This is a genomic window from Amycolatopsis sp. 505 (assembly GCF_031625235.1).
Lineage (GTDB): Bacteria > Actinomycetota > Actinomycetes > Mycobacteriales > Pseudonocardiaceae > Amycolatopsis.
Genome location: NZ_JACKQP010000008.1, coordinates 226180 through 247271 on the forward strand (window position 1 = coordinate 226180; position 21092 = coordinate 247271).

Here is a 21092-nt window from a genome sequence, read left to right on the forward strand (position 1 = left end):
ATGCCGACGGTATCTGGAAACACGGCGGGTATCTGACAGACTGAACGCCCGCCAGTTCCACGATCCGGGAGGCACAGATGCCCGCCGCAGACAGTCGTCGTGAAGCGCCCGACCGCAACCTCGCGATGGAGCTGGTCCGGGTCACCGAAGCGGCTGCGATGGCCGCCGGCCGGTGGGTCGGCCGCGGGGACAAGATCGGCGGGGACGGCGCGGCCGTCGACGCGATGCGCCAGCTCGTCTCGACCGTGTCGATGCGCGGGGTCGTCGTGATCGGCGAGGGCGAGAAGGACGAAGCGCCCATGCTGTTCAACGGCGAAGAGGTCGGCAACGGCGACGGCCCGGACTGCGACGTCGCGGTCGACCCGGTCGACGGCACCACGCTGATGGCCAAGGGCATGCCCAACGCCCTCGCCGTGCTCGCGGTGGCCGAGCGCGGCGCGATGTTCGACCCGTCCGCGGTGTTCTACATGGAGAAGCTGGCCGTCGGGCCGGACGCGGCCGGCAAGGTCGAGCTCGGCGCGCCGATCGCGGAGAACATCCGCCGGGTCGCCAAGGCCAAGCACAGCAGCGTCAGCGACGTCACCGTCTGCATCCTCGACCGCCCGCGCCACGAGCAGATCATCAAGGAGGTCCGCGACGCCGGCGCGCGGATCCGGTTCATCTCCGACGGCGACGTCGCGGGCGCGATCGCCGCGGCCCGCCCGACCACCGGCGTCGACATGCTGATCGGCATCGGCGGCACCCCCGAGGGCATCATCGCGGCCTGCGCGATGAAGTGCCTCGGCGGCGAGCTGCAGGGCCGGCTGTGGCCGAAGGACGACGCCGAGCGAGAGAAGGCCCTCGCCGCCGGGCACGACCTGGACCGGATCCTGCTGAACGACGACCTCGTGCGCGGCGACAACGTCTTCTTCTGCGCCACCGGCGTCACCGACGGCGACCTGCTGCGCGGCGTCCACTACCGCGAGGGCGGGGCGACCACGCAGTCCATCGTGATGCGGTCCAAGTCCGGGACCGTCAGAATGATCGACGGCTACCACCGGCTGAACAAGCTGCGGGCGTACTCCTCGGTCAACTTCGACGGCCACCTGGACGCGCCCGACGACGACGTCGTGCCCCCGCTGCCGTAAGGAGATCCGTGACCAGGCGACTGCTGGTTCTGCTGGCCCTGCTGCCGGTCCTGGTCCCGGGCACCGCCACGGCCGCCCCCGCGATCGTCGGGGGCGTCGCGGCGGACCAGCCGTACCCGTTCACGGTGTCGCTGCACACCGCGTCGGGCAAGTTCTACTGCGCGGGCGCGCTGATCGCGCCCACCTGGGTGGTCACGGCCGCGCACTGCGCGTACGGCAAGGCGCCTGCCGACATCTCGCTGCGGACCGGGTCCAACGACTCGAACCAGAGCGGCGAAGTCACTCCGCCCGCCGAAATCGTCGTCAACCCCGCGTTCAACACCCAGAGCCCGGCGGGCGACATCGCGCTGCTGCGGCTGCCCAAGCCGGTTTCGGCGGCGCCGATCGGCCTGGCGGCGGCCGCGTCGCCGGGCACCGCCACCCGGATCCTCGGCTGGGGCCAGACGTGCCCGAAGGTCAACTGCGGTGCAGTTCCCACGACGCTCCAGCAGCTCGACACCCGGATCGTCGAAGGCACCAAGTGCACGTCGGTGTTCGACGGCACGGCCGAGCTGTGCACCGACAACCCCGGCGGCAAGTCCGGGGCGTGCTTCGGCGACTCGGGCGGCCCCGAGATCGTGCGCGACGGCGACCACTGGCAGCTCGCCGGCGTCACCAGCCGGCCAGGCAACAACGAGCCGGAATGCGCGACGGCGCCGTCGATCTACACCTCCGTCGTCGCCTACGCACCCTGGATCGCGGAGAAGACGAAGGCCTGAATCACTCGGCGTTGCTCGAGTGGCCCGGGAACAGGTGCGCGTCCGGGTCGAGCGCGACGGCGATGTTGTTGACGGCCGTCGCGGCCTCGCCGAAGCCGGTCGCGATCAGCTTGACCTTCCCCGGGTACGCGGCGACATCGCCCGCCGCGTATACGCGTTCGCGCGCGGTCGCCATCGTCGAGTCCACGGCGATGGCGCGGTGGTGGATCTCCAGGCCCCAGCTCTCGATCGGACCCAGGTCCGCGGTGAAACCGAGCGCCGCGACGACGGCGTTGGCCGGGAGCCGCTCTTCGCCGCTGCCCTTGATCGAGACGTCGACGGCTTCGAGCGAGCCGTCCGGCGCTTCGACGAACCGGGTGACCTCGGCGTCGGTGATGATCCGGGTGCCGAGCTCGCGCGCCTGCCGGACGATCGACTCGGCGGCGCGGAACTTCGCGCGCCGGTGCACCAGCGTCACGCTCGCCGCGACCGGGTGCAGCGCGAGGATCCAGTCGAACGCCGAGTCTCCGCCGCCGACGACCACGACGTGCTGCCCCGCGTGCGCCTGCAGCGAGGGGACGAAGTGGACCATGCCGCGGCCCAGCCAGCCGTCGCCGGCCGGCAGCGGGCGCGGGGTGAACTCGCCGATGCCCGCGGTGATCAGCACCGCGCGGGCACGCAGCGTCTCGCCGCCGTCGAGGCTCAGCTCGACGCCGTCGGCGGCCGGCTCCAGCTTTTCGGCCTTGCGCCCCAGCAGGTACTTCGGCTTGAACGGCGCGGCCTGCTGCACCAGGCCCTCGACCAGATCGCGGCCGCGGACCTCGGCGAACCCGCCGACGTCGTAGATCATCTTCTCCGGGTACATCGCGGTCACCTGGCCACCGGGCTCGGGCAGCGAGTCGACCACCGCCATCGAGAGGCCGCGGAACCCGGCGTAGTAGGCGGCGAACAGGCCCGTCGGGCCCGCGCCGATGATCACGATGTCGTAGGAGTCCCCAGGGACTTCAGTCATGCTCGCTCCAGCCAGTGGTGGATGGCGGTGATCGAGAACACAGCCGATCCTAGCCGGATTGCGCGGGGATGTTCCGGTGTCCGTGGAGGCCGAGCAGCCAGGTATGCCGGATGGCTTCGCGGGCGCGGTCGTAGGCGTCGTCGGTGGCGAGCCAGATGGCCTGGGTGAGCAGCTCGATCGTCGCGGCGACGACGGTCCGCGCCGTGAACGGCGGCGGCAGCGGCCAGCCCGGCTCGGTCGTGCGCAGCCACACCGCCGTCCGGTCGAACACCGCTTCGCTCGCGCGCAGCATCTCCTCGCGCGCCTCGAGGCCCGCGTCGCCGAGGGCGTAGATCTCCAGCAGGACCGCGCGGGCCACCACCGGACGGCGGCGCACGTAGCCGACGACGACGTCGCCGCACGCGGTGACGGCGTCGAGCGGGCTCGGTGCCTCGACGGCCGCCGCGACGCCCTGGTCGAGGAATTCTGCGGTCACCGCCCGGTAGGCGGCGAGGAACGCGGCCTGCTTGCCGGTGAACTGCTCGTAGAACGACGTGCGGGAGACACCCGCCGACGCCGTGATGTGGCCGACCGTGGTGGCCGCGTAGCCGCGTTCGCCGACGTTGACCAGGACCGCCTCGACCAGCCGGGCGCGCTGGACCTGCGCCACCTCTTCCCGGCTGAGGCTGTGCGGCCCTTTGGGGAGACGGGTCTGCATCGCGGCACCGTACCCGGCGGGCGGCCCCGCCGGGTACGGCCGCGGTCAGGCGGGCTGTTCCGGGTCGAGCGCGTTGCCCGCGGGGATGTGCCCGCAGCTCGACGGCACCGCCTTCCCGGCGAACCGGTCGGCCAGCCAGGCGATCGCGGCGGGCGCCCACGCCGCGGCTCCGCCGACGTGGCTGAGCGCGTCGTACTGCGTGTACTTGATCGACCGGTTGCCGGTGGCGCAGTACTGGCGGGCCAGCGCCCGGACGTCGCCGGCCACCATCACGCCGTCGCCGGTGCCGATGCCCGGCAGGTTGCTCGTGGTCCCTTCCAGGAACCCGGCGTTGCCCTGCGCGATGAACCCGGGCACCGACGGGGTCGGCGCGGACCCGAGGTTGACCTTGTTCACCGCGGCGACGAACGGCGGCACGGAGTTCGGGTTCGCGTACGCGGGCTTCGCGATCTTCTGCCACGTCAGGCCCGGGTACCGGCCCAGGGCGGTGATGATCGACGCGTGCTCCAGCTCGTCGAGCACCTTCAGCCCGTACTCGCTCGCGTACGGCCGCAGGTCGATGTCGTAGCTGCGCGCGACGCCGATCAGCGCCATCGGGATGACGCCGGACCAGACCGGGCTGCCGCCGACGTACTTCAGGTTGTGCGCGGGGTCGACGAGCACGCCGCCTTCGGTGAAACCGACGAGGTTTTCGTTGACGTCGGGGGCATAGCTCGGCGCCAGCGCGGCCGCCCAGCCGGTCGCGATCGCCCCGCCCGAGTAGCCGAGGAGACCGAACTTCGTGCTCTTGGTCATCCCCGTCGCGGCCGAGCTCGTCACGGCCCGGATCGAGTCGAGCGTGTTGGTGCCGTACTCCGGCCCGGCGGCGAAGTCCGCGGTCTGCCCTTCGGTGTCGGGCACGACGACGTTGTAGCCCAGCAGGAGCGACGGCAGGAGCAGCAGCGACTCGCCGTTGGGCAGGAGACCGCCGAGGGTGACGTCACCGGCGATCGCCCGCGAGGGCGCGTCCGCGGGGTCGAGCGAGTCGTAGGCCGACTGGTACGACACGGCTTTCGTGGTGTCGCCGGTGATGCTGCGGACGACCGAGGTGACGTTCGCGGCCGGGCGGCCCTGCGCGTCGGTGGTCCGGTAGAGCAGCTGGACGGCCCGCACCGGCGTCGCGAGCCCGACGACGTGGTAGGCCAGCGTCCGGGTTTTGAGGACGGTCCCGGGCGCATAGGACGACAGCGGCGCGCTGCCGTCGTAGGAGTAGAAGGAATCGGACGTCGCGGCGGCGGCCGGAGTGGCCGGGGCGGCGGCGAAGGTCAGCGCGAGCGCGGCGGCGAACGCGACGGTGCGAACGGTCATGACTCCCCTTTGAATCATGAAGCTGATCACGCGGATCGCCGTAACCTACCAGCGAGTAGGTGTCATGTACAGCCGCGTACACGATCTAGGCGCCCCGCACCACCGGGACGTGCCGTACCGGGAAGTTCACCGAATTCGCGATGAAGCACTGCTCGTGGGCGTCGTGGTGCAGCGCGGTCGCCTTCGCGGCCATGCTGGCGTCGGCCACCGTCACCTCCGGACGCAGGACCACTTCGGCGAAGCGGCCGCCGTGGGCACCGTCCTCGCGCATGACGCCGCTCGCGCGGTCGACGTAGCCGGTGACCACCACGCCCGCGCGGGCGCACACCGACAGGTACGTCAGCAGGTGGCACTGCGACAGCGTCGCGACGAGCAGGTCTTCGGGGTTCCAGCGGTCGGCCGCGCCCAGGAAACCCGGGTCGGCGGAGGCCGCCAGCGTGGGTTTGCCCGCCGCCTCGACGTCGTGGTCGCGGGCGTACCCGCGGTAGTGCGTGGTGCCGGGGTCGCCGGTCCAGCGCACCGTGACCGCGTAGTGGTGTTCCCTGCTCATGCTCCGGCTCCTCCCAGTGCGGACATCGTCGACAGGACGTGGGCGCGGGCCAGGGCGGCGGCGTCTTCGGGCCGCCCCTCGGTGATGGCGGCGACGAGGTGCCGGTGCTCCGCGTCGACCTGCGCGGTCCGGGCGGGCGCGGCCAGCGAGGCCCGGGTGGAGACGGTGATCCGGTCCCAGAGCCGGTCGAGCGCCTCGGCCGCCGGCGGGTTGCCGGCGAGCACCGCGATGTGGCCGTGGAACGCCCGGTTGTGCCGGACGCCTTCGGCGAGATCGCCGCTCCGGGTCGCGCGGTCCGCTTCGTCGGCGAGGTCCCCGAGGCGGGCCAGGTCGGCCGGCGCGAGCTCGCCCGCTCGGCAGCGTTCCGCCGCGAGTTCCGCGGTCAACGCCTCCAGCGCGGCCCGCACGAGGCAGGCGTCCCGTAGGGCCTTCTCCCCCAGTTCGACCACGGTCACCCCGCGGCGGGCGGGCTGCACCAGGCCGTCGCTTTCCAAGCGCCGCAACGCTTCCCGCACCGGCGTGCGGCTGACGCCGAGCCGGTCGCACAGCTCCTGCTCGGTCACCGGCCGTCCCGCCGGGTAGGTCCCCAGCACGATCAGGCCGCGGACCTCGTCGTAGACCGAGTTCACGGACCACCTCCCGTTCCGCATCCAATGTATACAATGGATACGGTTACCGGCAACAGGGTGGTCGACGCCACCACGCGCCGACCGGCGATCAGGGCCAGAATCGGTGTCATGGCTGATCAGGAATACCGGATCGAACACGACACCATGGGCGAGGTCCGCGTGCCTGCCGACGCGCTCTACCGCGCGCAGACCCAGCGGGCCGTGGAGAACTTCCCCATCTCCGGCCGGGGCCTGGAACGCGCCCAGATCCGCGCGCTCGGCCTGCTCAAGGCGGCCGCCGCGCGGGTGAACCTCAAGCTGGGCGTGCTCGACGCCGACGTCGCCGAGGCCATCGCGGCCGCCGCCGACGAGGTCGCCGCCGGGGCGCACGACGCGCACTTCCCGATCGACGTCTTCCAGACCGGGTCCGGGACGTCGTCGAACATGAACGCCAACGAGGTCATCGCCACCCTCGCTTCGCGGGCCCTCGGGCGGGACGTGCACCCGAACGACCACGTCAACGCCTCGCAGTCGTCGAACGACACCTTCCCGACGACGATCCACGTCGCCGCGACCGAAGCCGTGCTCAAGGACGTCATCCCGGCGCTGGAGTACCTGGCCGGCGCGATCGAGGTCCGCGCCGCGGAGTGGGCCGACGTGGTGAAGTCCGGCCGCACGCACCTGATGGACGCCGTCCCGATCACGCTCGGCCAGGAGGCCGGCGCGTGGGCGTCGCAGATCCGCTTCGGCGTCGAACGGCTGAAGTCCGGCCTGCCGCGGCTGGGCGAGCTGCCGATCGGCGGCACGGCCGTCGGTTCGGGCCTGAACGCGCCGGACGGCTTCGGCTCGTCGGTCGCCGCGGAACTCGCCACGGTCACCGGGCTGCCGCTGACCGAGGCCCGCGACCACTTCGAGGCGCAGGCGACGCAGGACAGCGTCGTCGAGACGTCCGGGCACCTGCGCACGATCGCCGTGTCGCTCAACAAGATCGCCAACGACCTGCGCTGGCTGGGTTCCGGCCCGCGCACCGGCCTGGCCGAGCTGGCGCTGCCGGACCTGCAGCCGGGCTCGTCGATCATGCCGGGCAAGGTGAACCCGGTGATCCCGGAGGCGACGCTGCAGGTGGTCGCCCAGGTGATCGGCAACGACGCCGCCGTCGCGTTCGCCGGCGCGGCGGGCAACTTCCAGCTCAACGTGAACCTGCCGGTGATCGCCCGGAACGTCCTCGAATCCGCGCGGCTGCTCGCGGCGGTGTCCCGGCTGCTGGCGGACAAGGTGTTCGCGGGCATCACGGTGAACACCGAACGCACGCGGACCTACGCCGAGGGTTCGCCGTCGATCGTGACGCCGTTGAACAAGTACATCGGCTACGAAGAGGCGGCCGCGGTCGCGAAGCAGGCGCTGAAGGAGCTCAAGACGATCCGCGAGGTCGTCATCGAGCGCGGGTACGTCCGCGACGGGAAGCTCACCGAGGAGCAGTTGGACGAGGCGCTCGACGTGCTGCGCATGGCCCGCGGCGGGAAGTGATGGGTGACGCCGCCGGGCTGGGCGCCTTCCTGAAGGCCCGTCGCGCCGCCCTCGACCCCGCCGACCTCGGCCTGCCGCCCGGGGTCACCCACCGGCGGGTCAAGGGCCTGCGCCGCGAGGAACTGGCGCAGCTGGCCGGCATCAGCGTCGACTACTACACGCGGCTGGAGCAGGGCCGCGCGAAGAACGTCTCGGACGCGGTCCTCGACGCCCTCGCGCGGGCCCTGCGGCTCGACCCGGGCGAGGAGTCCTACCTGCACAACCTCGCCGCCCCGACGCGCCGGGAAAAGCCCGCACCGCAGCGGGTCCGGCCGGAGCTGCAGCACCTGCTGGACGCCATCCAGGCACCGGCGTTCGTCTTCGGCCGGTACCTGGACGTGCTGGCCTGGAACGCGCTCGGCGGCGCGGTCGCGTTCGACTTCGCCCACCTCGAAGAGCGCAGCATGCCGAAGCTCGTCTTCACCGACGAACGCGCGAAGGAGCTGCACCCGGAGTACGACGCGGTGTGCCGCGAGCTCGTCGCGAACCTGCGCGCGGAGAGCGGCCGGCACCCCGGCGACCCGCGGTTCGCGCAGCTGGTCGACGAGCTTTCGCAGGCCAGCGCCCAGTTCCGCCGGCTGTGGGCCGAGCACGCCGTCCAGGAGAAGGCGCAGGGCTGGAAGCTGTTCGCGAACCCCGTGGCCGGCGAGCTGCGGCTGCACTACCAGACATTGCGCCTGCCGGACGACCCCGACCAGGGCCTGGTCGTCTACCACGCCGAACCGGGGTCGGCTTCCGAACGCGCGCTCGGCCTGCTGGCCAGCTGGATCGCCGCCGGTGAACGACCGGTGAACACTCACCCGTAGCCGTCCCGCGCCGCGTTTTTGCTGCCTACGCTGCTTCTCCTGGGGGAGTTCGGGGCAGAGGAGCGGCACGGTGGGCGTCGGCGCGACGATGCATCCGGCGGCGGATGGGCTGTCCCGTGCGCGCGCTGCTGCCGAAGCGGTTCGCAGGGGCTCGCCGCGGTCGAAGCACCACTGGGAGCACCCGAGTGGCCACGCTCACCGGCGCCTTGCTGGCGACGCTGCTCGTCTCGTGGTCGCGGCCGGCCGAGTCCGCCCAGTGCGCGCATCGCCGCCGAGTACCACGGCCAGTGCGACGGCGCCGCGATCACCACGCGCGCGACCGGACAAGGACGGGCTGGCGGTGCTCTCCGACGGCCGGTCCGCCGAAGCCGGGGCCGTCGGTGCCGATCGGGATCGTCGGGCGCGGGCAGGCGCAAGACGTTCGAGCAGAAGGTGCTCGGCGGCGCGGAGGACCCCCGGCGTGACCAAGGACGGCCTGCTCGACCCCCGCTGCACCAGGCCGGACATCTGACCATCCGGAAATTGTCGGTGGTTCGGGTCATGATGTCCGGGTGTTGCTGAGCGAGATAGTCCGGGCGTCCGCCGAGCTGGCGGCGACGAGGTCCAGGAAGGCGAAGATCGCCCTCCTGGCCGCGGTGCTGTGTGCCGCCGAGATCGCCGAGCTGCCCGTGGTGATCGCGTACCTGACCGGGCAGACGGCGCAGGACAGGCTGGGTGCGGGCTGGCGCACCCTGGCCGGGCTGGGCGCCGGAGCGCTGCCGGAGCCCGTCGTCACGGTCACCGAGGTCGACGCGGCGCTCACCGCCGCGGCCGGCGTCGCGGCGGGCACGGGCTCCGCGACGCGGCGGCAAGAGGTGCTGCGGGCGTTGTTCGAGCGGCTCACGAAGGACGAGCAGCAGTTCATGTTCCGGCTGGTCACCGGCGAGCTGCGGCAGGGCGCGCTGGAGGGCGTGATGGTCGACGCCGTCGCGGCCGCGGCCGAGGTGCCGGCCGAGGACGTGCGGCGGGCGTTCATGCTGTCCGGGAAACTGGGCGTCACCGGGGTCGCGGCGATGACCGGCGGGCAGGCCGCGCTGGCGGACTTCCGGCTGACCCTGGGCACGCCGATCAAGCCGATGCTCGCATCGCCGGCGGAGTCGCTGGACGAAGCCGTCGCCGAGCACGCCGAGGCGATCGTCGAGTACAAGATGGACGGTGCGCGGATCCAGGTGCACCGCCAGGGCGACGAGGTGCACGTCTGGACGCGGACGCTGCGGGAGATCACCGGGAGCGTGCAGGAACTGGTCGAGCTCGTGCGGGCGCTGCCGTGCGAGTCGGTAGTGCTCGACGGCGAAACCCTGGCCCTGACCGACGCCGGGCGGCCGAGGCCGTTCCAGGACACCATGAGCCGGTTCGGCAGCACCCGCGAGGAACAGGTCAAGGCGCTGCTGCTGCGGCCGTACTTCTTCGACTGCCTGCACCTCGACGGCGTCGACCTGCTGGACGCGCCGCTGTCGGAGCGCAACGCGGCCCTGCGCAAGGTCGCCGGGGCGCACGTGATCCCCGGTGAAGTGGGGGTGGCGGGGGCGGCCGCCGTGCTGGAGGCGGCGATGGAGGCCGGCCACGAAGGGGTGATGGTCAAGGACCTGGCGTCGCCGTACGCGGCCGGGCGGCGCGGGCGGGCGTGGCTGAAGGTCAAGCCGGTGCACACGATCGACCTCGTGGTGCTGGCGGCGGAGTGGGGGCACGGCCGGCGCACCGGCACGCTGTCGAACCTCCACCTGGGCGCCCGCGATCCGGACGGCGGCCCGCCGATCATGGTGGGCAAGACGTTCAAGGGAATGACCGACGAGCTGCTGGCGTGGCAGACGAGGACGTTCCAGGAGATCGAAACCCACCGCGACGACTGGACGGTGTACGTCCGGCCGGAGGTCGTGGTCGAGATCGAGCTGGACAGCGCGCAGGTCTCGACGCGCTACCCCGGCGGCCTGGCGCTGCGGTTCGCCCGGGTGGTCCGCTACCGGCCGGACAAGGACCCGGCCGAGGCGGACACGATCGACACGGTCCGCGGCCTGCTGCACGGCGACCGGTCGGAAGGGAGCTGACAGACGACAGACGAAAGTCGGTGGTGCCCCATGGTCGTTCCAGACCACAGTGGAGGGTGGTCGAGCCGGAGCCGGCGTTCGACGAATTCGACGTGCGCCGGACGGGATTTGACGAGAATTTTCCCGACACCGTCCGCGGCGAAGAATCCCTAAAGTGCGCTCCTTCACAAGGTTCCCGCTCACTTCCCGAGCGGTCATGGAGGAGCAACCAGTGGTCAGCAAGGAACAGATGAAGGCGGCCATCCACGCGGCCTTCGACGGCGCCGTCGAAGACGGGGCGAGCTACACGAAGGTGTACGCCGCGGAGATCCGGCAGAAGAACTACCTGGTCTTCCGGACCACCTCGGTGGCCAACTTCGCGCTGGGCTTCAAGCCGGGGCAGACCGATCTCGTCCTCGTCCCGCTCGAGGAGAAGAACGGCACCGTCACGGCGGGCACCCCGCTGACGATCAACGACGCCAACCGGGCGTCGGTCAAGAAGCGCGACCTCCAGGGCCGGTTCGTCATCAAGACGACCGACGGCCGGACGTTCCGGCTGAGCATCATCCCGTCGGTGGCGAAGCTCCTGGCCGTCTCGTACCAGCTGCCGGTCGAGCAGAAGGCGGAGTACGAGGCGTTCGTCGCGCTCCGGGACTCGCTGCTCGCGGCCTGACGACCGGCGCCCCGGTGCGGACGTCGCCGGGGCGCACCCCTCCACGGTGGTCGATATGTCCACAGTGGAGCTAAGCTCCGGCGATGCGCAGCGAGAAGCTCACCCGCGCCTGGTTCGCGGTCACCGCCGTGGTCGCCGGGGCCGGCCTGGTCACCCAGGTGGTCGCGACCGCCTCCGCCGACGGCCGCGTCGCGAACCTGCTCTGCTTCTTCACGATCGACTCGAACCTGCTGGTCCTGCTGACGTCGGCGCTGGTCGCGCTGGGCCGCGCCCGCGGGCGGCTGTTCACCGTCCTCTGGCTCGACGCGCTGGCCGGCATCATCGTGACGGGGATCGTCTACCAGGTCGCCCTCGCCGGCCTCTACGACCTGCACGGGCTGTCGCTGGTCTCGGACACGATGCTGCACAAGGTGACCCCGCTGCTGTTCGTGCTCGGCTGGCTCCTCGTCGGCCCCCGCGGCGCCGTGACGTGGCGAACGGTCTGGTGGTCGCTGCTGTACCCGCTGGCGTGGCTGGCGTTCACGCTGCCGCGCGGAGCAATCGACGGCTTCTACCCGTACCCGTTCGTCGACGCGGCCACCCTCGGCTACGGCCAGGTGGCACTGAACTGCGTGTTCATCGGCCTGTTCTTCACCGCCCTCGCCGCGGGCGCCTTCGTGTACGACCGCCGCCTGACGCCCGCCTAGCCTCGAACGCGGCGAAACGCGTTGACCCCATCCGTCAGCCCCGCCTGTACCAACGTCGGCACCGCACCACGCCGGTCGACCGGCCTGCCCGCCGCGATCCGGTGCATCTGCCGGGTGTGCCACTGGATCTCCAGGAGGCTGTCCACCAGCCGGATGCCCGTCTTCGGGCAGAGCCGCTCCGCCCGGACGTCCGCGCCCTCCAGCAGTCGGGACGGCAAGGCCGGGTCGACGATCAGCGGGCGGCCGAGCCCGATCACGTCCACCTCGCCCGAGCGCAGCGCCGCTTCCATCCCGTCCGGTGTCGCGAAGCCGCCGGTGACCATCAGCGCAACGTCGGAGACCGCCCGCGCTTTCGCCGCGTAGTCCAGGAAATACGCCTCACGCGCCTGCGTGCTTGCGCCGCCCATCATGGCGGCCTTCTCGTACGTGCCGCCCGATACTTCCAGCAGGTCGATGCCGGCGTCGCCGAGTTCACGCACGACCTCCAGGGACTCCTCCTCCGTGAAGCCGCCGCGCTGGAAGTCCGCGCTGTTGAGCTTGACCGACACCGGCACGGCGCCCCCGACCTCCGCGCGCACGCGCCGGACCAGCTCGAGCAGGAACCGGCGGCGGCGGACGGCGTCGCCGCCCCAGGCGTCGGTTCGCCGGTTCGTCAGCGGGGACAGGAATTGCGACACCAGGTAGCCGTGGGCGCCGTGGATCTGCACGCCCGTGAAGCCCGCTTCGACGAACGTCCGCGCCGCGACGCCGAAGCGTTCGATGATCGCTTCGATCTCTTCGCCGGTCAGAGCCCGTGGGACGGCGAAGGCCGTACGGACGCCTCGATTGCCGAAGGGCACCACGGACGGCGCGACCGGCTGACGCGAGAGGTACCGCGGGCTCTGCCGCCCGGGGTGGTTCAGTTGCACCCACAGCCGGGTGTCCGTGCCCTCGACCGCGCCGGCCCACGGCCGGTAGACGGCCGGATCCGGGGTCGCCGCGACGTTGCGCGGCTCGCCGAGCGCGGCCGGGTCGACCATGACGTTCCCGGTGATCAGCGCGCCCGCGCCGCCGGCGGCCCAGGTGCGGTACAGCTCGGCCAGCTCGCGGGTGGGCGCGTTGCGGCGGTCGCCGAGCTGCTCGCTCAGCGCCGACTTGACCAGGCGGTTGGGCAGCAGCGCGCCGCACCGGAGTTTCAACGGCTCGGCCAGGAGGGTCATCGCGCCACCTCTCGAACTTACTCGCAGTAAGATGACTCGACGGTAGCATACCGTCGGTATGTCATCTACCCGGCGAATGACCACTAGGGTCGGGCGCATGACGGCGATCGTGCAGAACCTGGTGACCTCCGGCGTCTTCCAGCTCGACGGGGGCAGCTGGGACGTCGACAACAACGTCTGGCTCCTGGGCGACGACGCGGAAGTGATCGTGATCGACGCCGCGCACGACGCGAAGGCGATCGAGAACGTCGTAGGCGACCGGAAGCTGGCCGCGATCGTCTGCACCCACGCGCACAACGACCACGTCAACGCCGCCCCGGAGCTCGCCGCCGCGACCGGTGCGCCGATCCTGCTGCACGCGGACGACCGGGTCGTCTGGGACCTCACCCACCCGGACCGCGCCCCGGACGGCGAGCTGGCCGACGGCCAGGTGCTCACCATCGCGGGCACCGACCTGCGGGTCATCCACACGCCGGGGCACGCGCCCGGCGCGGTCTGCCTGTACGCGGCGGAGCTGGGCGTCCTGTTCACCGGCGACACCCTGTTCCACGGCGGGCCGGGCGCCACCGGACGGTCCTATTCGGACTACCCGACCATCGTGCACTCCATCCGCGAGAAGCTCTTCACGCTCCCCGAGGCGACGAAGGTCCACACCGGACACGGCGAAGGCACGACGATCGGCGCCGAGAAAGCCGCTTCGGACGGCTGGGACCAGCCTTAGGATGTGTGCTTCCGGGCGACCAGAGCGAACGCTTCGATCGCCCGGTCCAGCTCGACCACGGCGTCCCGGACGGCCTTCGGCAGCACGACCTTGGTGAATTCGCCGCCGTCGTCCGGCTCGTGCCGCACGTGGTGCAGGTCCATGTCCTTCCGCCGCACCTCCCTGGCCGCCTCCACGAGCTCCTCCGGCCCGCTCATCACCAGGAGCCCGAGCAGGGACCGCATCTCCGCCCGCACGGTGTAGTACTCGTCCTCGTAGGCCGCGAGCCGCTCGGAGCCGGCGTCCTGCCGGTAGGTGACGTTGATGCTGACCAGGTGCTGCCGGGCCCGCGCCCCGGCCTCGATGAACCGGCCGCAGCGGTCGGCCCGGTCCTGTCGCAGCTTCGACCGCCGCGCCGCGTTCAGTTTCAACGGCTCGACCAGCGCGCCCAGCGTGACGCCGACCAGCGAAGCGACCGCGGCGATGACCGCGGCACCGAGGGCCGTCAGCACGTCAGCCGCGGCGCGCTCGGCGACACCCGGACTCGCGACTTCGCTTCCTCCGCGAGGGCCAGCGCCCAACCCTGCAGCCCGGCCACGTCGATGCCGTGCGGCGGCTCGCCCCGGAACGGCTCGATGTTCGCCGCGCCGCGCTCCAGCAGCGACACCGCGCCGACGTTGTTGCCGCGTGCCGCGTGCGTCAGCCCGACGGCGAGCTGGGCCAAGCCTCGCCAGAGTTCGCGGTCGGCCCCGTCGGTCGTCTTCCAGGCGTCTTCGAACACCTCGTGCGCGTGGAACGGCTTGCCGTCGTCCAGCAGCCGCTGCGCCTCCGCAAGCGTTTGCGCCGGGGTGCGTTCGATGCCTTCGGGCTGCCTCTCGACGCCGTCCGCGCCGTACGGCAGCGGCCGGCCGAGGCCGTCACGCGGCCGTGCGTTGCGTGCCCGTCCCTCGGCGTCCCGGTCGCGGCGGCTCATGCCCTCGATCCTGCCACGGGCCCGGCAGGTAGTCTGGTGACTCGTGCGTTTCCTCGACGGCCACCGGCCCGCCCACGACCTGACCTACGACGACGTGTTCCTGCTGCCGAACCGCTCGGACGTGGAGTCTCGCTTCGACGTCGACCTCGCCACCGCGGACGGTACCGGCGCCACCATCCCGATCGTGGTCGCCAACATGACCGCGGTCGCCGGCCGCCGGATGGCCGAGACCGTCGCCCGCCGCGGCGGGCTGGTCGTGCTGCCGCAGGACGTCGACAGCACCGCCGTCGCCGAGATCGTCGGCTGGGTGAAGAGCCGCCACACGGTGTGGGACACGCCACTGGTGCTCACCGGCGGTGACGCGGTCGCCGACGCCCTCAACCTGGTCCACAAGCGCGCTCACGGCGCTGTCGTCGTCGTGGACGGCGAAGGCCGCCCGGTCGGCATCGTCGACGAAGCGGCTTGCGCGGGCGTCGACCGCTTCGCACGGCTCGCCGACGTCGCACAGCCGCCGACCGTCGCGGTCCCGCTCACCACGCCGGCGCGTGAGGTCTTCGAGCTGCTGAACAGCCACGGCGCCCACCTGGCGCTCGGCCTCGACGCCGACGGCCGGCTCGCGGGCGTCCTGACCGCCGTCGGCGCCCTGCGCGCGGAGATCTACACGCCGGCCGTCGACGACGCGGGCAAGCTGCGCGTCGCCGCCGCGGTCGGCGTCAACGGCGACGTGGCGGCGAAGGCGTCGGCCGTGCTGGAGGCCGGGGTCGACGTGCTGGTCGTCGACACCGCGCACGGGCACCAGGAGAAGATGATCGCCGCGCTGAAGGCCGTCCGGTCGGTGTCGCCGCAGGTCCCGGTGGTCGCCGGGAACGTCGTCACCGCGGAGGGCACGCGCGACCTGATCCAGGCCGGCGCCGACGTCGTCAAGGTCGGCGTCGGGCCGGGCGCGATGTGCACGACCCGGATGATGACCGGCGTGGGCCGCCCGCAGTTCTCCGCGGTCGCCGACTGCGCGGCCGCCGCACGCGAGCTGGGCAAGCACGTCTGGGCCGACGGCGGCGTGCGCCACCCGCGTGACGTCGCGCTGGCGCTGGCCGCGGGCGCGTCCGCGGCGATGGTCGGCTCGTGGTTCGCCGGCACCTACGAATCCCCCGGCGACCTGCGCTTCGACGAGCAGGGCCGGCCGTACAAGGAGTCGTTCGGCATGGCGTCGAAGCGCGCGGTCGGCGCGCGGACCCGGACGGACGGCTCGTTCGACCGGGCCCGGAAGGCGCTGTTCGAGGAGGGCATCTCGTCGTCGCGGATGTCGCTGGACCCGCAGCGCCCGGGCGTCGAGGACCTCCTGGACTCGATCGGCTCCGGCGTGCGCTCGTCGTGCACCTACGCGGGCGCGCGCACGCTCGAGGAGTTCCACGAGCGCGCGCTGCTGGGCGTGCAGTCGGCGGCCGGGTTCGCCGAGGGCCGCCCGCTTCCTTCGGGCTGGTAAGTCAGCCCGCGCAGCACACGTGTTCCGACCACTCCGGAACGTGCCACCAGTGCTGCTTCGCGGCCGAGGGGGCGGCGGGCACCACTTCGGTGGCCGCCCGTTGTCCCGGCTGGTTCCGGTAGGGCGCCAGCAGTTCGCCGACCGTCCGCAGCACGCCGCCGACCAGCACGCTGCGGACGTTCGCGGCCGCCTTGACGTCCTGCAGCGGATTGCCGGACACGAGGGACAGATCGGCGTAGGCACCTCGCTTGAGCACCCCGATCCGGTCTTCGAGCCCCAGCCACCGCGCCGGGTTGCGGGTGGCGGTGGTGAGCGCCTCGTGGGGCGTGAACCCGAACGCGACCATGGCCCGCAGGTTCTGGTGGGTGGAGACGGCCACGTTGTCCAGCGGGGAGTCCGTGCCGGTGACCACGAACCCGCCCGCCCGGTGGATCCGCAGCACCATGCCGACGTTCCCGGCGAGGACCTGGCGGAGGTAGGCGTTCTCCGGGTTGCCCGCGGCGTCCGCCGCCGCCTTGAGCTGCTGGTACTCCCACGGCGGGAAGAGGACTTCGGTGCGCTCGTCGGTCACGAGGGACTTGTCGTCCGCGTACAGCGCCCGCGAGGTGAACAACGTCGGCGTGAGCGACATCCCCGAGCGGGTGAACAACGCGATCGCGTCCTGGTACGACCGGCCGATTCGGCTGACGGTGTGCGAGTACCCGAGCCGGTTGGTGGCGCCGGTGTGCTCCATCGCGTCCATGCCGATGTTCGCCGCCGGGTACAGGTAGTGCGACGACAGCGGGATGCCCGCCCGGTGCGCGGCCCGGACCACCGCCTGCTGGGAGGCCACGGGGAGCCGGACGTAGGTCTTGATCAGGTCGTACTCGAGCTCGACCGCGCGGGACAGCTCCAGGTTCAGCTGCCCGGGCGAGAGCGTCGGCCGCATGAAGTTGTAGTAGATCCGGGAGCCGTCGATGGCTTCCCCGGTGCCGAAGTACCTTGGCCCGACCCGGTTCCCGGATTCCAGGGCCTCGCGGGTCTCCAGCATCTGGTACACCGGGTCGCCCGGCGAGCGGGTCGTCGTGATGCCGTAGGACAGCCACAGCCGGCCCTGCCGGTCACCCCACTGCCGGCCGCGCAGGTGCCAGTGGTTGTGGAGGTCGACGAGCCCGGGCAGGGCGGTCAGGTCGTGCGCGTCGACGGTGCCGGGCGCGTCCCGGTGCGGCCGGACGTCGGCGATCCGGCCGCCTTCGACGACGATGTCGACGTTCCGCTGCAGCGTCCGGGCGACGCCGTCCCAGGCCGCGCCGACGTGGATGACGGTCCGGCGCGGCGGGCGCGGCCGGGCCCAGGTGAAGTCGAGCCGGATCGTGCGCGGCTCGCCGCCGCTGAGCTTCTGGGCCTTGAGCTGCCCCTTCGACAGGTACACGAGCGTGTCGTTCCCTTGCCAGGCCAGGGAATCGGTGACGTCGTGGGTGAGCTGCCGCGGCGCCCCGATCAGCCGTCCGGCGCCGTCGACCGGGGCGATCCAGGCGACGCTTTCGACCGTGAACGCCAGGTACCGGCCGTCGGGTGACCACAGTGGACCGTCGTCGCCGCGGGTGGCGAGGGAGCGGAACGGCATCGGCTCGGCGTAGCGGAGCTCGTTCGTCTTCAGGTCGACCGTGAGGATCTGGCTGGTGCCTTCGCGGTACCGCCGCGAGTACGGCTTCACCGCGGCCAGCGCGAGGACCGTCCCGTCGGGCGACCAGGTCGGCCGACCCGGCATGAACAGCGGCGGTGTCACCTGCTGGGCCGTGTTCGTGGCCACGTCGTGGACCCAGGTGGCGCCGTCCTGGTCGGCGTAGGCCACCCGGCCGCCGTCCGGCGACCACCGCGGCGCGACCTGCGCGCCCGCCAGCTCGGTGAGGACGGTGTCCCGGCCGGTGCGGAGGTCACGCACCCACAGGTCGGCGGTGCCGAGCCGGTCGCTCGTGTAGAGCAGCTTCGTCCCGTCCGGGTGGAAGTCCGGGTCGGAGTTGAAGTAGCCGTCGGCGATCAGCCGCTGTGGCCTCCCCCCGCTCGCCGCGACGACGTAGATCGCGTTGAGGGCCCGGAAGGCGATCCGCTTGCCGTCCTTGGACACCACCGGACCGGCGATGCCCCGGACCGGCTTCGGCGCGGCCGAGTCCAGGTCACGGACCCGCCTCCGGTAGTCGCGCGAGGCCGTGGACACGCTCGCTTCGAACGGGATGTCCTCGACCGCGCCTGACGGTTCGCGGCGCCGGAGGTGCCCGTCGGCGGTGTAGAGCGCGGTGGACCCGGACCAGTTCGCGGCGAATCCGAAGACGTCCTCGCCCCGGGTCAGCTGCTCGTCGCCGAGCATCAGGTCCGCGTCGGCGCCGCGCAGCCGCAGGTAACTGGGCCGGCCGCCGGGGCCGAACGCGGGGCCGTAGACCTTGTCGGTGCCGGTCGCGGTGACCAGGCGCGTGCGGGCGCCGGTGGCCAGGGTGACGACGTCGATGGCGACGTCGTTCACCGTGAAGACGAGCTGTGTGCCGTCGGCCGACCATCGCGGCGACGCCTCTTCGTCGGCCGTCGACACGACCGTGCCGATCGCCCCGGAGGCGACGTCCAGCAGGTGGATGCCGTAGCTGCCGTCGCGGTCGCTGCTGAAGGCGAGCTTGGTGCCGTCCGGCGAGAACACGGGCTCGCGGTGGTCGAACTGCCCGCTGGTCAGCTTGCGGGGCGCACCGCCGGCGACCTCGATGACGTACAGGTGGAAGTTGCCGTCGCGGTACGACTGGAACGCGATCCGGCGGCCGTCCGGCGACCAGCTGGGGAGGGTGGCGTCCTGGAGGTCGTCGGTGAGCCGCCGGGCGCGGCCGCCGCCGGCGGGCAGCACCCAGATCCCGGTGACCAGGTCGACCGCGATCCACCGGCCGTCCGGGGACAGCGCGGCGGACATGTTGGTGCCTTCCCGGAGCACCACGCCATCCGGCGCGACCTCCGGTTCGGCCTCGGCCACCCCCGCCCCGGCCACGGTCAGCGCGGCAGCGGCGGCACCACTTCGGACGAGAAGCTCACGACGAGAGAGATTTTCCGGCCCCATCCGGCCCACTATGCCCAGCCCCGGATCGACCGCATAGCGGCCGAGCGGGTTTTTCACCGGGTGCCCGGCAAACGCGGAAACGTTTGCCGGGCATCCGGGAGACCGCGGGTCAGCCGTGGTCCTCCAGCATCTCGGTGACCAGGGCGGCGATCGGCGACCGCTCCGAGCGCGTCAGCGTGACGTGCGCGAACAGCGGGTGCCCCTTGAGCTTCTCGATCACCGCCGAGACGCCGTCGTGCCGGCCGACGCGCAGGTTGTCACGCTGGGCGACGTCGTGCGTGAGCACCACCCGGGACGCCGTGCCGAGCCGTGAGAGCACCGTGAGCAGGACGTTGCGCTCCAGCGACTGCGCCTCGTCCACGATCACGAACGTGTCGTGCAGCGACCGGCCGCGGATATGCGTCAGCGGGAGCACCTCGAGCATGCCGCGGTCGAAGACCTCGTCGAGGACGTCCTGGCTGACCAGCGCGCCCAGCGTGTCGAACACCGCCTGCGCCCACGGCTGCATCTTCTCGCTCTCGGACCCGGGCAGGTAGCCGAGGTCCTGGCCGCCGACCGCGTAGACCGGCCGGAACACCACGACCTTGCGGTGCTGGCGGCGTTCCATGACGGCTTCCAGGCCGGCGCAGAGGGCGAGCGCCGACTTGCCGGTGCCGGCCCGGCCGCCCAGCGACACGATCCCGACGTCGGAGTCGAGCAGCAGGTCGAGCGCGACCCGCTGCTCGGCGCTGCGGCCGTGCAGGCCGAACGCCTCGCGGTCGCCCCGGACCAGCCGGATGCGCTTGTCCGCCGTGATCCGCCCGAGCGCGCTGGAGCTGCCCGCGAGCAACCGCAGCCCGGTGTGGCAGGGCAGCTCGACGAGCTCGTCCATGCCCCACTCGACCGGGTCGACGGTGCTGCCGCCGAACAGCGCGTCCAGCACTTCCTGCTGGACGTCGACGTCCGCCATGCCGGTCCAGCCCGACGGCGTCACTTCCTGCGCGCGGTACTCGTCCGCCTCGAGGCCGACGGCCCCGGCCTTGACCCGCAGCGGGATGTCCTTCGTCACCAGCGTGACCGCCTGGTTCTCGGCCGCGAGGTTGAGCGCGCAGGCGAGGATGCGGTGGTCGTTGGAGTCGGTCCGGAACCCGGACGGGAGCACCGACGGGTCCGAGTGGTTCAGCTCCACCTGCAGCGTGCCGCCGTGGTCCCCGATGGGGAGCGGCGCGTCGAGCCTGCCGTACTGCCGGCGCAGGTCGTCGAGCATGCGCAGGGATTCCCGGGCGAACCAGCCGAGCTCCGGGTGGTGGCGCTTCGCCTCCAGTTCACTGATGACGACCAGCGGAAGCACGACGGCATGCTCGGCGAAGCGGGTGACCGCCCACGGGTCCGAAAGGAGGACCGACGTGTCGAGCACGTACATGTGCTGCTGGGATACGGGCGCTTTCTCCGGGCCGGAAACGGCACCGGTCGAAGAGTGGCCAGAGGCCTTGCGGGGCAAACGCTGCGCAGTCACGACGGCATCTCCCTCGAGGGCGTGTGCACCTCACGCCCGCACTCGCTGGGCCGGGCACCTCCCTGGCTGGACCACTCCTCCTGACCGGAGTCAGGTGGCGCGGCCACGAGGGCCGGGTGCCGGCCCCCTCGAGCGTCTCGTGGGCGGCTGAGCCGCCCCCTCGATCACCGCCACGACCAGGGCCTCCCGCGAGGACCCGCACGGAACGCGTGCCCTCACCTCGGAAGGTACCCACGAATCCGGCGGCGCGCAGGGAGCCAACACGGTGATTCGCCAGATCGTCACCTCACCGTCGGT

Annotated in this window: 19 protein-coding genes; 9 read left to right on the forward strand and 10 right to left on the reverse strand. The window is 72.1% G+C overall.

What is annotated here, in order from left to right:
- Positions 1-77 precede the first annotated feature (77 nt).
- Both glpX and H5965_RS28870 read left to right on the forward strand, forming a co-directional pair.
- A complete protein-coding gene (glpX, locus tag H5965_RS28865; RefSeq protein WP_310973549.1) occupies positions 78-1127 on the forward strand; it encodes a class II fructose-bisphosphatase in 1050 nt (349 codons plus the stop codon).
- An 8-nt stretch (positions 1128-1135) separates the two neighbouring features.
- On the forward strand, positions 1136-1885 hold the full coding sequence (locus H5965_RS28870) for a serine protease (RefSeq protein WP_310973551.1): 750 nt from the start codon (positions 1136-1138) through the stop codon (positions 1883-1885).
- A gap of 1 nt (position 1886) precedes the next feature.
- On the opposite strand, the gene H5965_RS28875 is transcribed toward H5965_RS28870, so the two are convergent.
- The 5 genes from H5965_RS28875 to H5965_RS28895 form a co-directional block, all read right to left on the reverse strand.
- On the reverse strand, positions 1887-2876 hold the full coding sequence (locus H5965_RS28875) for an NAD(P)/FAD-dependent oxidoreductase (protein ID WP_310973553.1): 990 nt from the start codon (positions 2874-2876) through the stop codon (positions 1887-1889).
- 49 nt (positions 2877-2925) lie between these two features.
- Positions 2926-3573, reverse strand: coding sequence for a TetR/AcrR family transcriptional regulator (locus H5965_RS28880; RefSeq protein ID WP_310973554.1), 648 nt, complete (start codon positions 3571-3573; stop codon positions 2926-2928).
- Between the two features lie 45 nt (positions 3574-3618).
- Positions 3619-4920, reverse strand: coding sequence for a lipase family protein (locus H5965_RS28885; protein ID WP_310973555.1), 1302 nt, complete (start codon positions 4918-4920; stop codon positions 3619-3621).
- 85 nt (positions 4921-5005) lie between these two features.
- The gene (locus H5965_RS28890; RefSeq protein ID WP_310973557.1) at positions 5006-5470 is read right to left on the reverse strand and encodes an OsmC family protein; all 465 of its coding nucleotides are present in this window, start codon (positions 5468-5470) and stop codon (positions 5006-5008) included.
- The gene (locus H5965_RS28895) at positions 5467-6099 is read right to left on the reverse strand and encodes a GntR family transcriptional regulator (protein WP_310973559.1); all 633 of its coding nucleotides are present in this window, start codon (positions 6097-6099) and stop codon (positions 5467-5469) included. Before H5965_RS28895 ends, H5965_RS28890 begins: the two co-directional genes overlap by 4 nt.
- Positions 6100-6207: 108 nt before the next feature.
- On the opposite strand from H5965_RS28895, the gene H5965_RS28900 reads away from it, so the two are divergent.
- The 5 genes from H5965_RS28900 to H5965_RS28920 all read left to right on the forward strand — a co-directional run bounded on the left by H5965_RS28900 (position 6208) and on the right by H5965_RS28920 (position 11872).
- Complete coding sequence (locus H5965_RS28900) at positions 6208-7605, forward strand: class II fumarate hydratase (RefSeq protein WP_310973561.1); 1398 nt, start codon at positions 6208-6210, stop codon at positions 7603-7605.
- The gene (locus tag H5965_RS28905) at positions 7605-8450 is read left to right on the forward strand and encodes a helix-turn-helix transcriptional regulator (protein WP_310973563.1); all 846 of its coding nucleotides are present in this window, start codon (positions 7605-7607) and stop codon (positions 8448-8450) included. Before H5965_RS28900 ends, H5965_RS28905 begins: the two co-directional genes overlap by 1 nt.
- Before the next feature lie 551 nt (positions 8451-9001).
- Entirely contained in the window at positions 9002-10534 is a 1533-nt protein-coding gene (locus tag H5965_RS28910; RefSeq protein ID WP_310973564.1) for an ATP-dependent DNA ligase, read from the forward strand.
- A gap of 211 nt (positions 10535-10745) precedes the next feature.
- On the forward strand, positions 10746-11186 hold the full coding sequence (locus H5965_RS28915) for a hypothetical protein (protein WP_310973565.1): 441 nt from the start codon (positions 10746-10748) through the stop codon (positions 11184-11186).
- An 83-nt stretch (positions 11187-11269) separates the two neighbouring features.
- The gene (locus H5965_RS28920; protein ID WP_310973567.1) at positions 11270-11872 is read left to right on the forward strand and encodes a Pr6Pr family membrane protein; all 603 of its coding nucleotides are present in this window, start codon (positions 11270-11272) and stop codon (positions 11870-11872) included.
- Here H5965_RS28920 and H5965_RS28925 read toward each other — a convergent pair.
- Entirely contained in the window at positions 11869-13071 is a 1203-nt protein-coding gene (locus tag H5965_RS28925) for an NADH:flavin oxidoreductase/NADH oxidase family protein (protein ID WP_310973568.1), read from the reverse strand. The genes H5965_RS28920 and H5965_RS28925 overlap by 4 nt on opposite strands.
- Before the next feature lie 97 nt (positions 13072-13168).
- On the opposite strand from H5965_RS28925, the gene H5965_RS28930 reads away from it, so the two are divergent.
- The gene (locus H5965_RS28930) at positions 13169-13792 is read left to right on the forward strand and encodes an MBL fold metallo-hydrolase (RefSeq protein WP_310973569.1); all 624 of its coding nucleotides are present in this window, start codon (positions 13169-13171) and stop codon (positions 13790-13792) included.
- Here H5965_RS28930 and H5965_RS28935 read toward each other — a convergent pair.
- Positions 13789-14283: a hypothetical protein gene (locus tag H5965_RS28935; RefSeq protein WP_310973571.1), complete on the reverse strand. Its 495-nt coding sequence runs from the start codon at positions 14281-14283 to the stop codon at positions 13789-13791. The two genes, H5965_RS28930 and H5965_RS28935, sit on opposite strands and share 4 nt — an antisense overlap.
- Positions 14277-14744 (reverse strand): DUF309 domain-containing protein, encoded by a 468-nt coding sequence (locus H5965_RS28940; RefSeq protein ID WP_310973573.1) that lies wholly within the window; start codon positions 14742-14744, stop codon positions 14277-14279. The genes H5965_RS28935 and H5965_RS28940 overlap by 7 nt, the downstream gene beginning before the upstream one ends.
- A 43-nt stretch (positions 14745-14787) precedes the next feature.
- Here H5965_RS28940 and H5965_RS28945 point away from each other — a divergent pair, with 43 nt between their 5' ends.
- Positions 14788-16227: a GuaB1 family IMP dehydrogenase-related protein gene (locus tag H5965_RS28945; RefSeq protein WP_310973574.1), complete on the forward strand. Its 1440-nt coding sequence runs from the start codon at positions 14788-14790 to the stop codon at positions 16225-16227.
- Position 16228: 1 nt separating this feature from the next.
- Here H5965_RS28945 and H5965_RS28950 read toward each other — a convergent pair whose 3' ends face one another.
- Together H5965_RS28950 and H5965_RS28955 are read right to left on the reverse strand one after the other, a co-directional pair.
- The gene (locus H5965_RS28950) at positions 16229-19300 is read right to left on the reverse strand and encodes an amidohydrolase family protein (RefSeq protein ID WP_310973575.1); all 3072 of its coding nucleotides are present in this window, start codon (positions 19298-19300) and stop codon (positions 16229-16231) included.
- A gap of 109 nt (positions 19301-19409) precedes the next feature.
- Positions 19410-20702 carry a PhoH family protein gene (locus H5965_RS28955; RefSeq protein ID WP_310973576.1) on the reverse strand — a complete coding sequence of 431 codons (1293 nt, stop codon included), beginning with the start codon at positions 20700-20702 and terminating at the stop codon, positions 19410-19412.
- Positions 20703-21092 lie beyond the last annotated feature (390 nt).

What these genes read in the sequence shown, in the direction of transcription:
- H5965_RS28920 (WP_310973567.1), top strand. Translation starts at nt 11,270, where the DNA reads ATGCGCAGCGAGAAGCTCACCCGCGCCTGGTTCGCGGTCACCGCCGTG.
- H5965_RS28930 (WP_310973569.1), top strand. Translation starts at nt 13,169, where the DNA reads ATGACGGCGATCGTGCAGAACCTGGTGACCTCCGGCGTCTTCCAGCTC.
- H5965_RS28925 (WP_310973568.1), bottom strand. Translation starts at nt 13,071, where the DNA reads ATGACCCTCCTGGCCGAGCCGTTGAAACTCCGGTGCGGCGCGCTGCTG.
- glpX (WP_310973549.1), top strand. Translation starts at nt 78, where the DNA reads ATGCCCGCCGCAGACAGTCGTCGTGAAGCGCCCGACCGCAACCTCGCG.
- H5965_RS28880 (WP_310973554.1), bottom strand. Translation starts at nt 3,573, where the DNA reads ATGCAGACCCGTCTCCCCAAAGGGCCGCACAGCCTCAGCCGGGAAGAG.
- H5965_RS28900 (WP_310973561.1), top strand. Translation starts at nt 6,208, where the DNA reads ATGGCTGATCAGGAATACCGGATCGAACACGACACCATGGGCGAGGTC.
- H5965_RS28875 (WP_310973553.1), bottom strand. Translation starts at nt 2,876, where the DNA reads ATGACTGAAGTCCCTGGGGACTCCTACGACATCGTGATCATCGGCGCG.
- H5965_RS28905 (WP_310973563.1), top strand. Translation starts at nt 7,605, where the DNA reads ATGGGTGACGCCGCCGGGCTGGGCGCCTTCCTGAAGGCCCGTCGCGCC.
- H5965_RS28940 (WP_310973573.1), bottom strand. Translation starts at nt 14,744, where the DNA reads ATGAGCCGCCGCGACCGGGACGCCGAGGGACGGGCACGCAACGCACGG.
- H5965_RS28885 (WP_310973555.1), bottom strand. Translation starts at nt 4,920, where the DNA reads ATGACCGTTCGCACCGTCGCGTTCGCCGCCGCGCTCGCGCTGACCTTC.
- H5965_RS28950 (WP_310973575.1), bottom strand. Translation starts at nt 19,300, where the DNA reads ATGGGGCCGGAAAATCTCTCTCGTCGTGAGCTTCTCGTCCGAAGTGGT.
- H5965_RS28955 (WP_310973576.1), bottom strand. Translation starts at nt 20,702, where the DNA reads ATGTACGTGCTCGACACGTCGGTCCTCCTTTCGGACCCGTGGGCGGTC.
- H5965_RS28890 (WP_310973557.1), bottom strand. Translation starts at nt 5,470, where the DNA reads ATGAGCAGGGAACACCACTACGCGGTCACGGTGCGCTGGACCGGCGAC.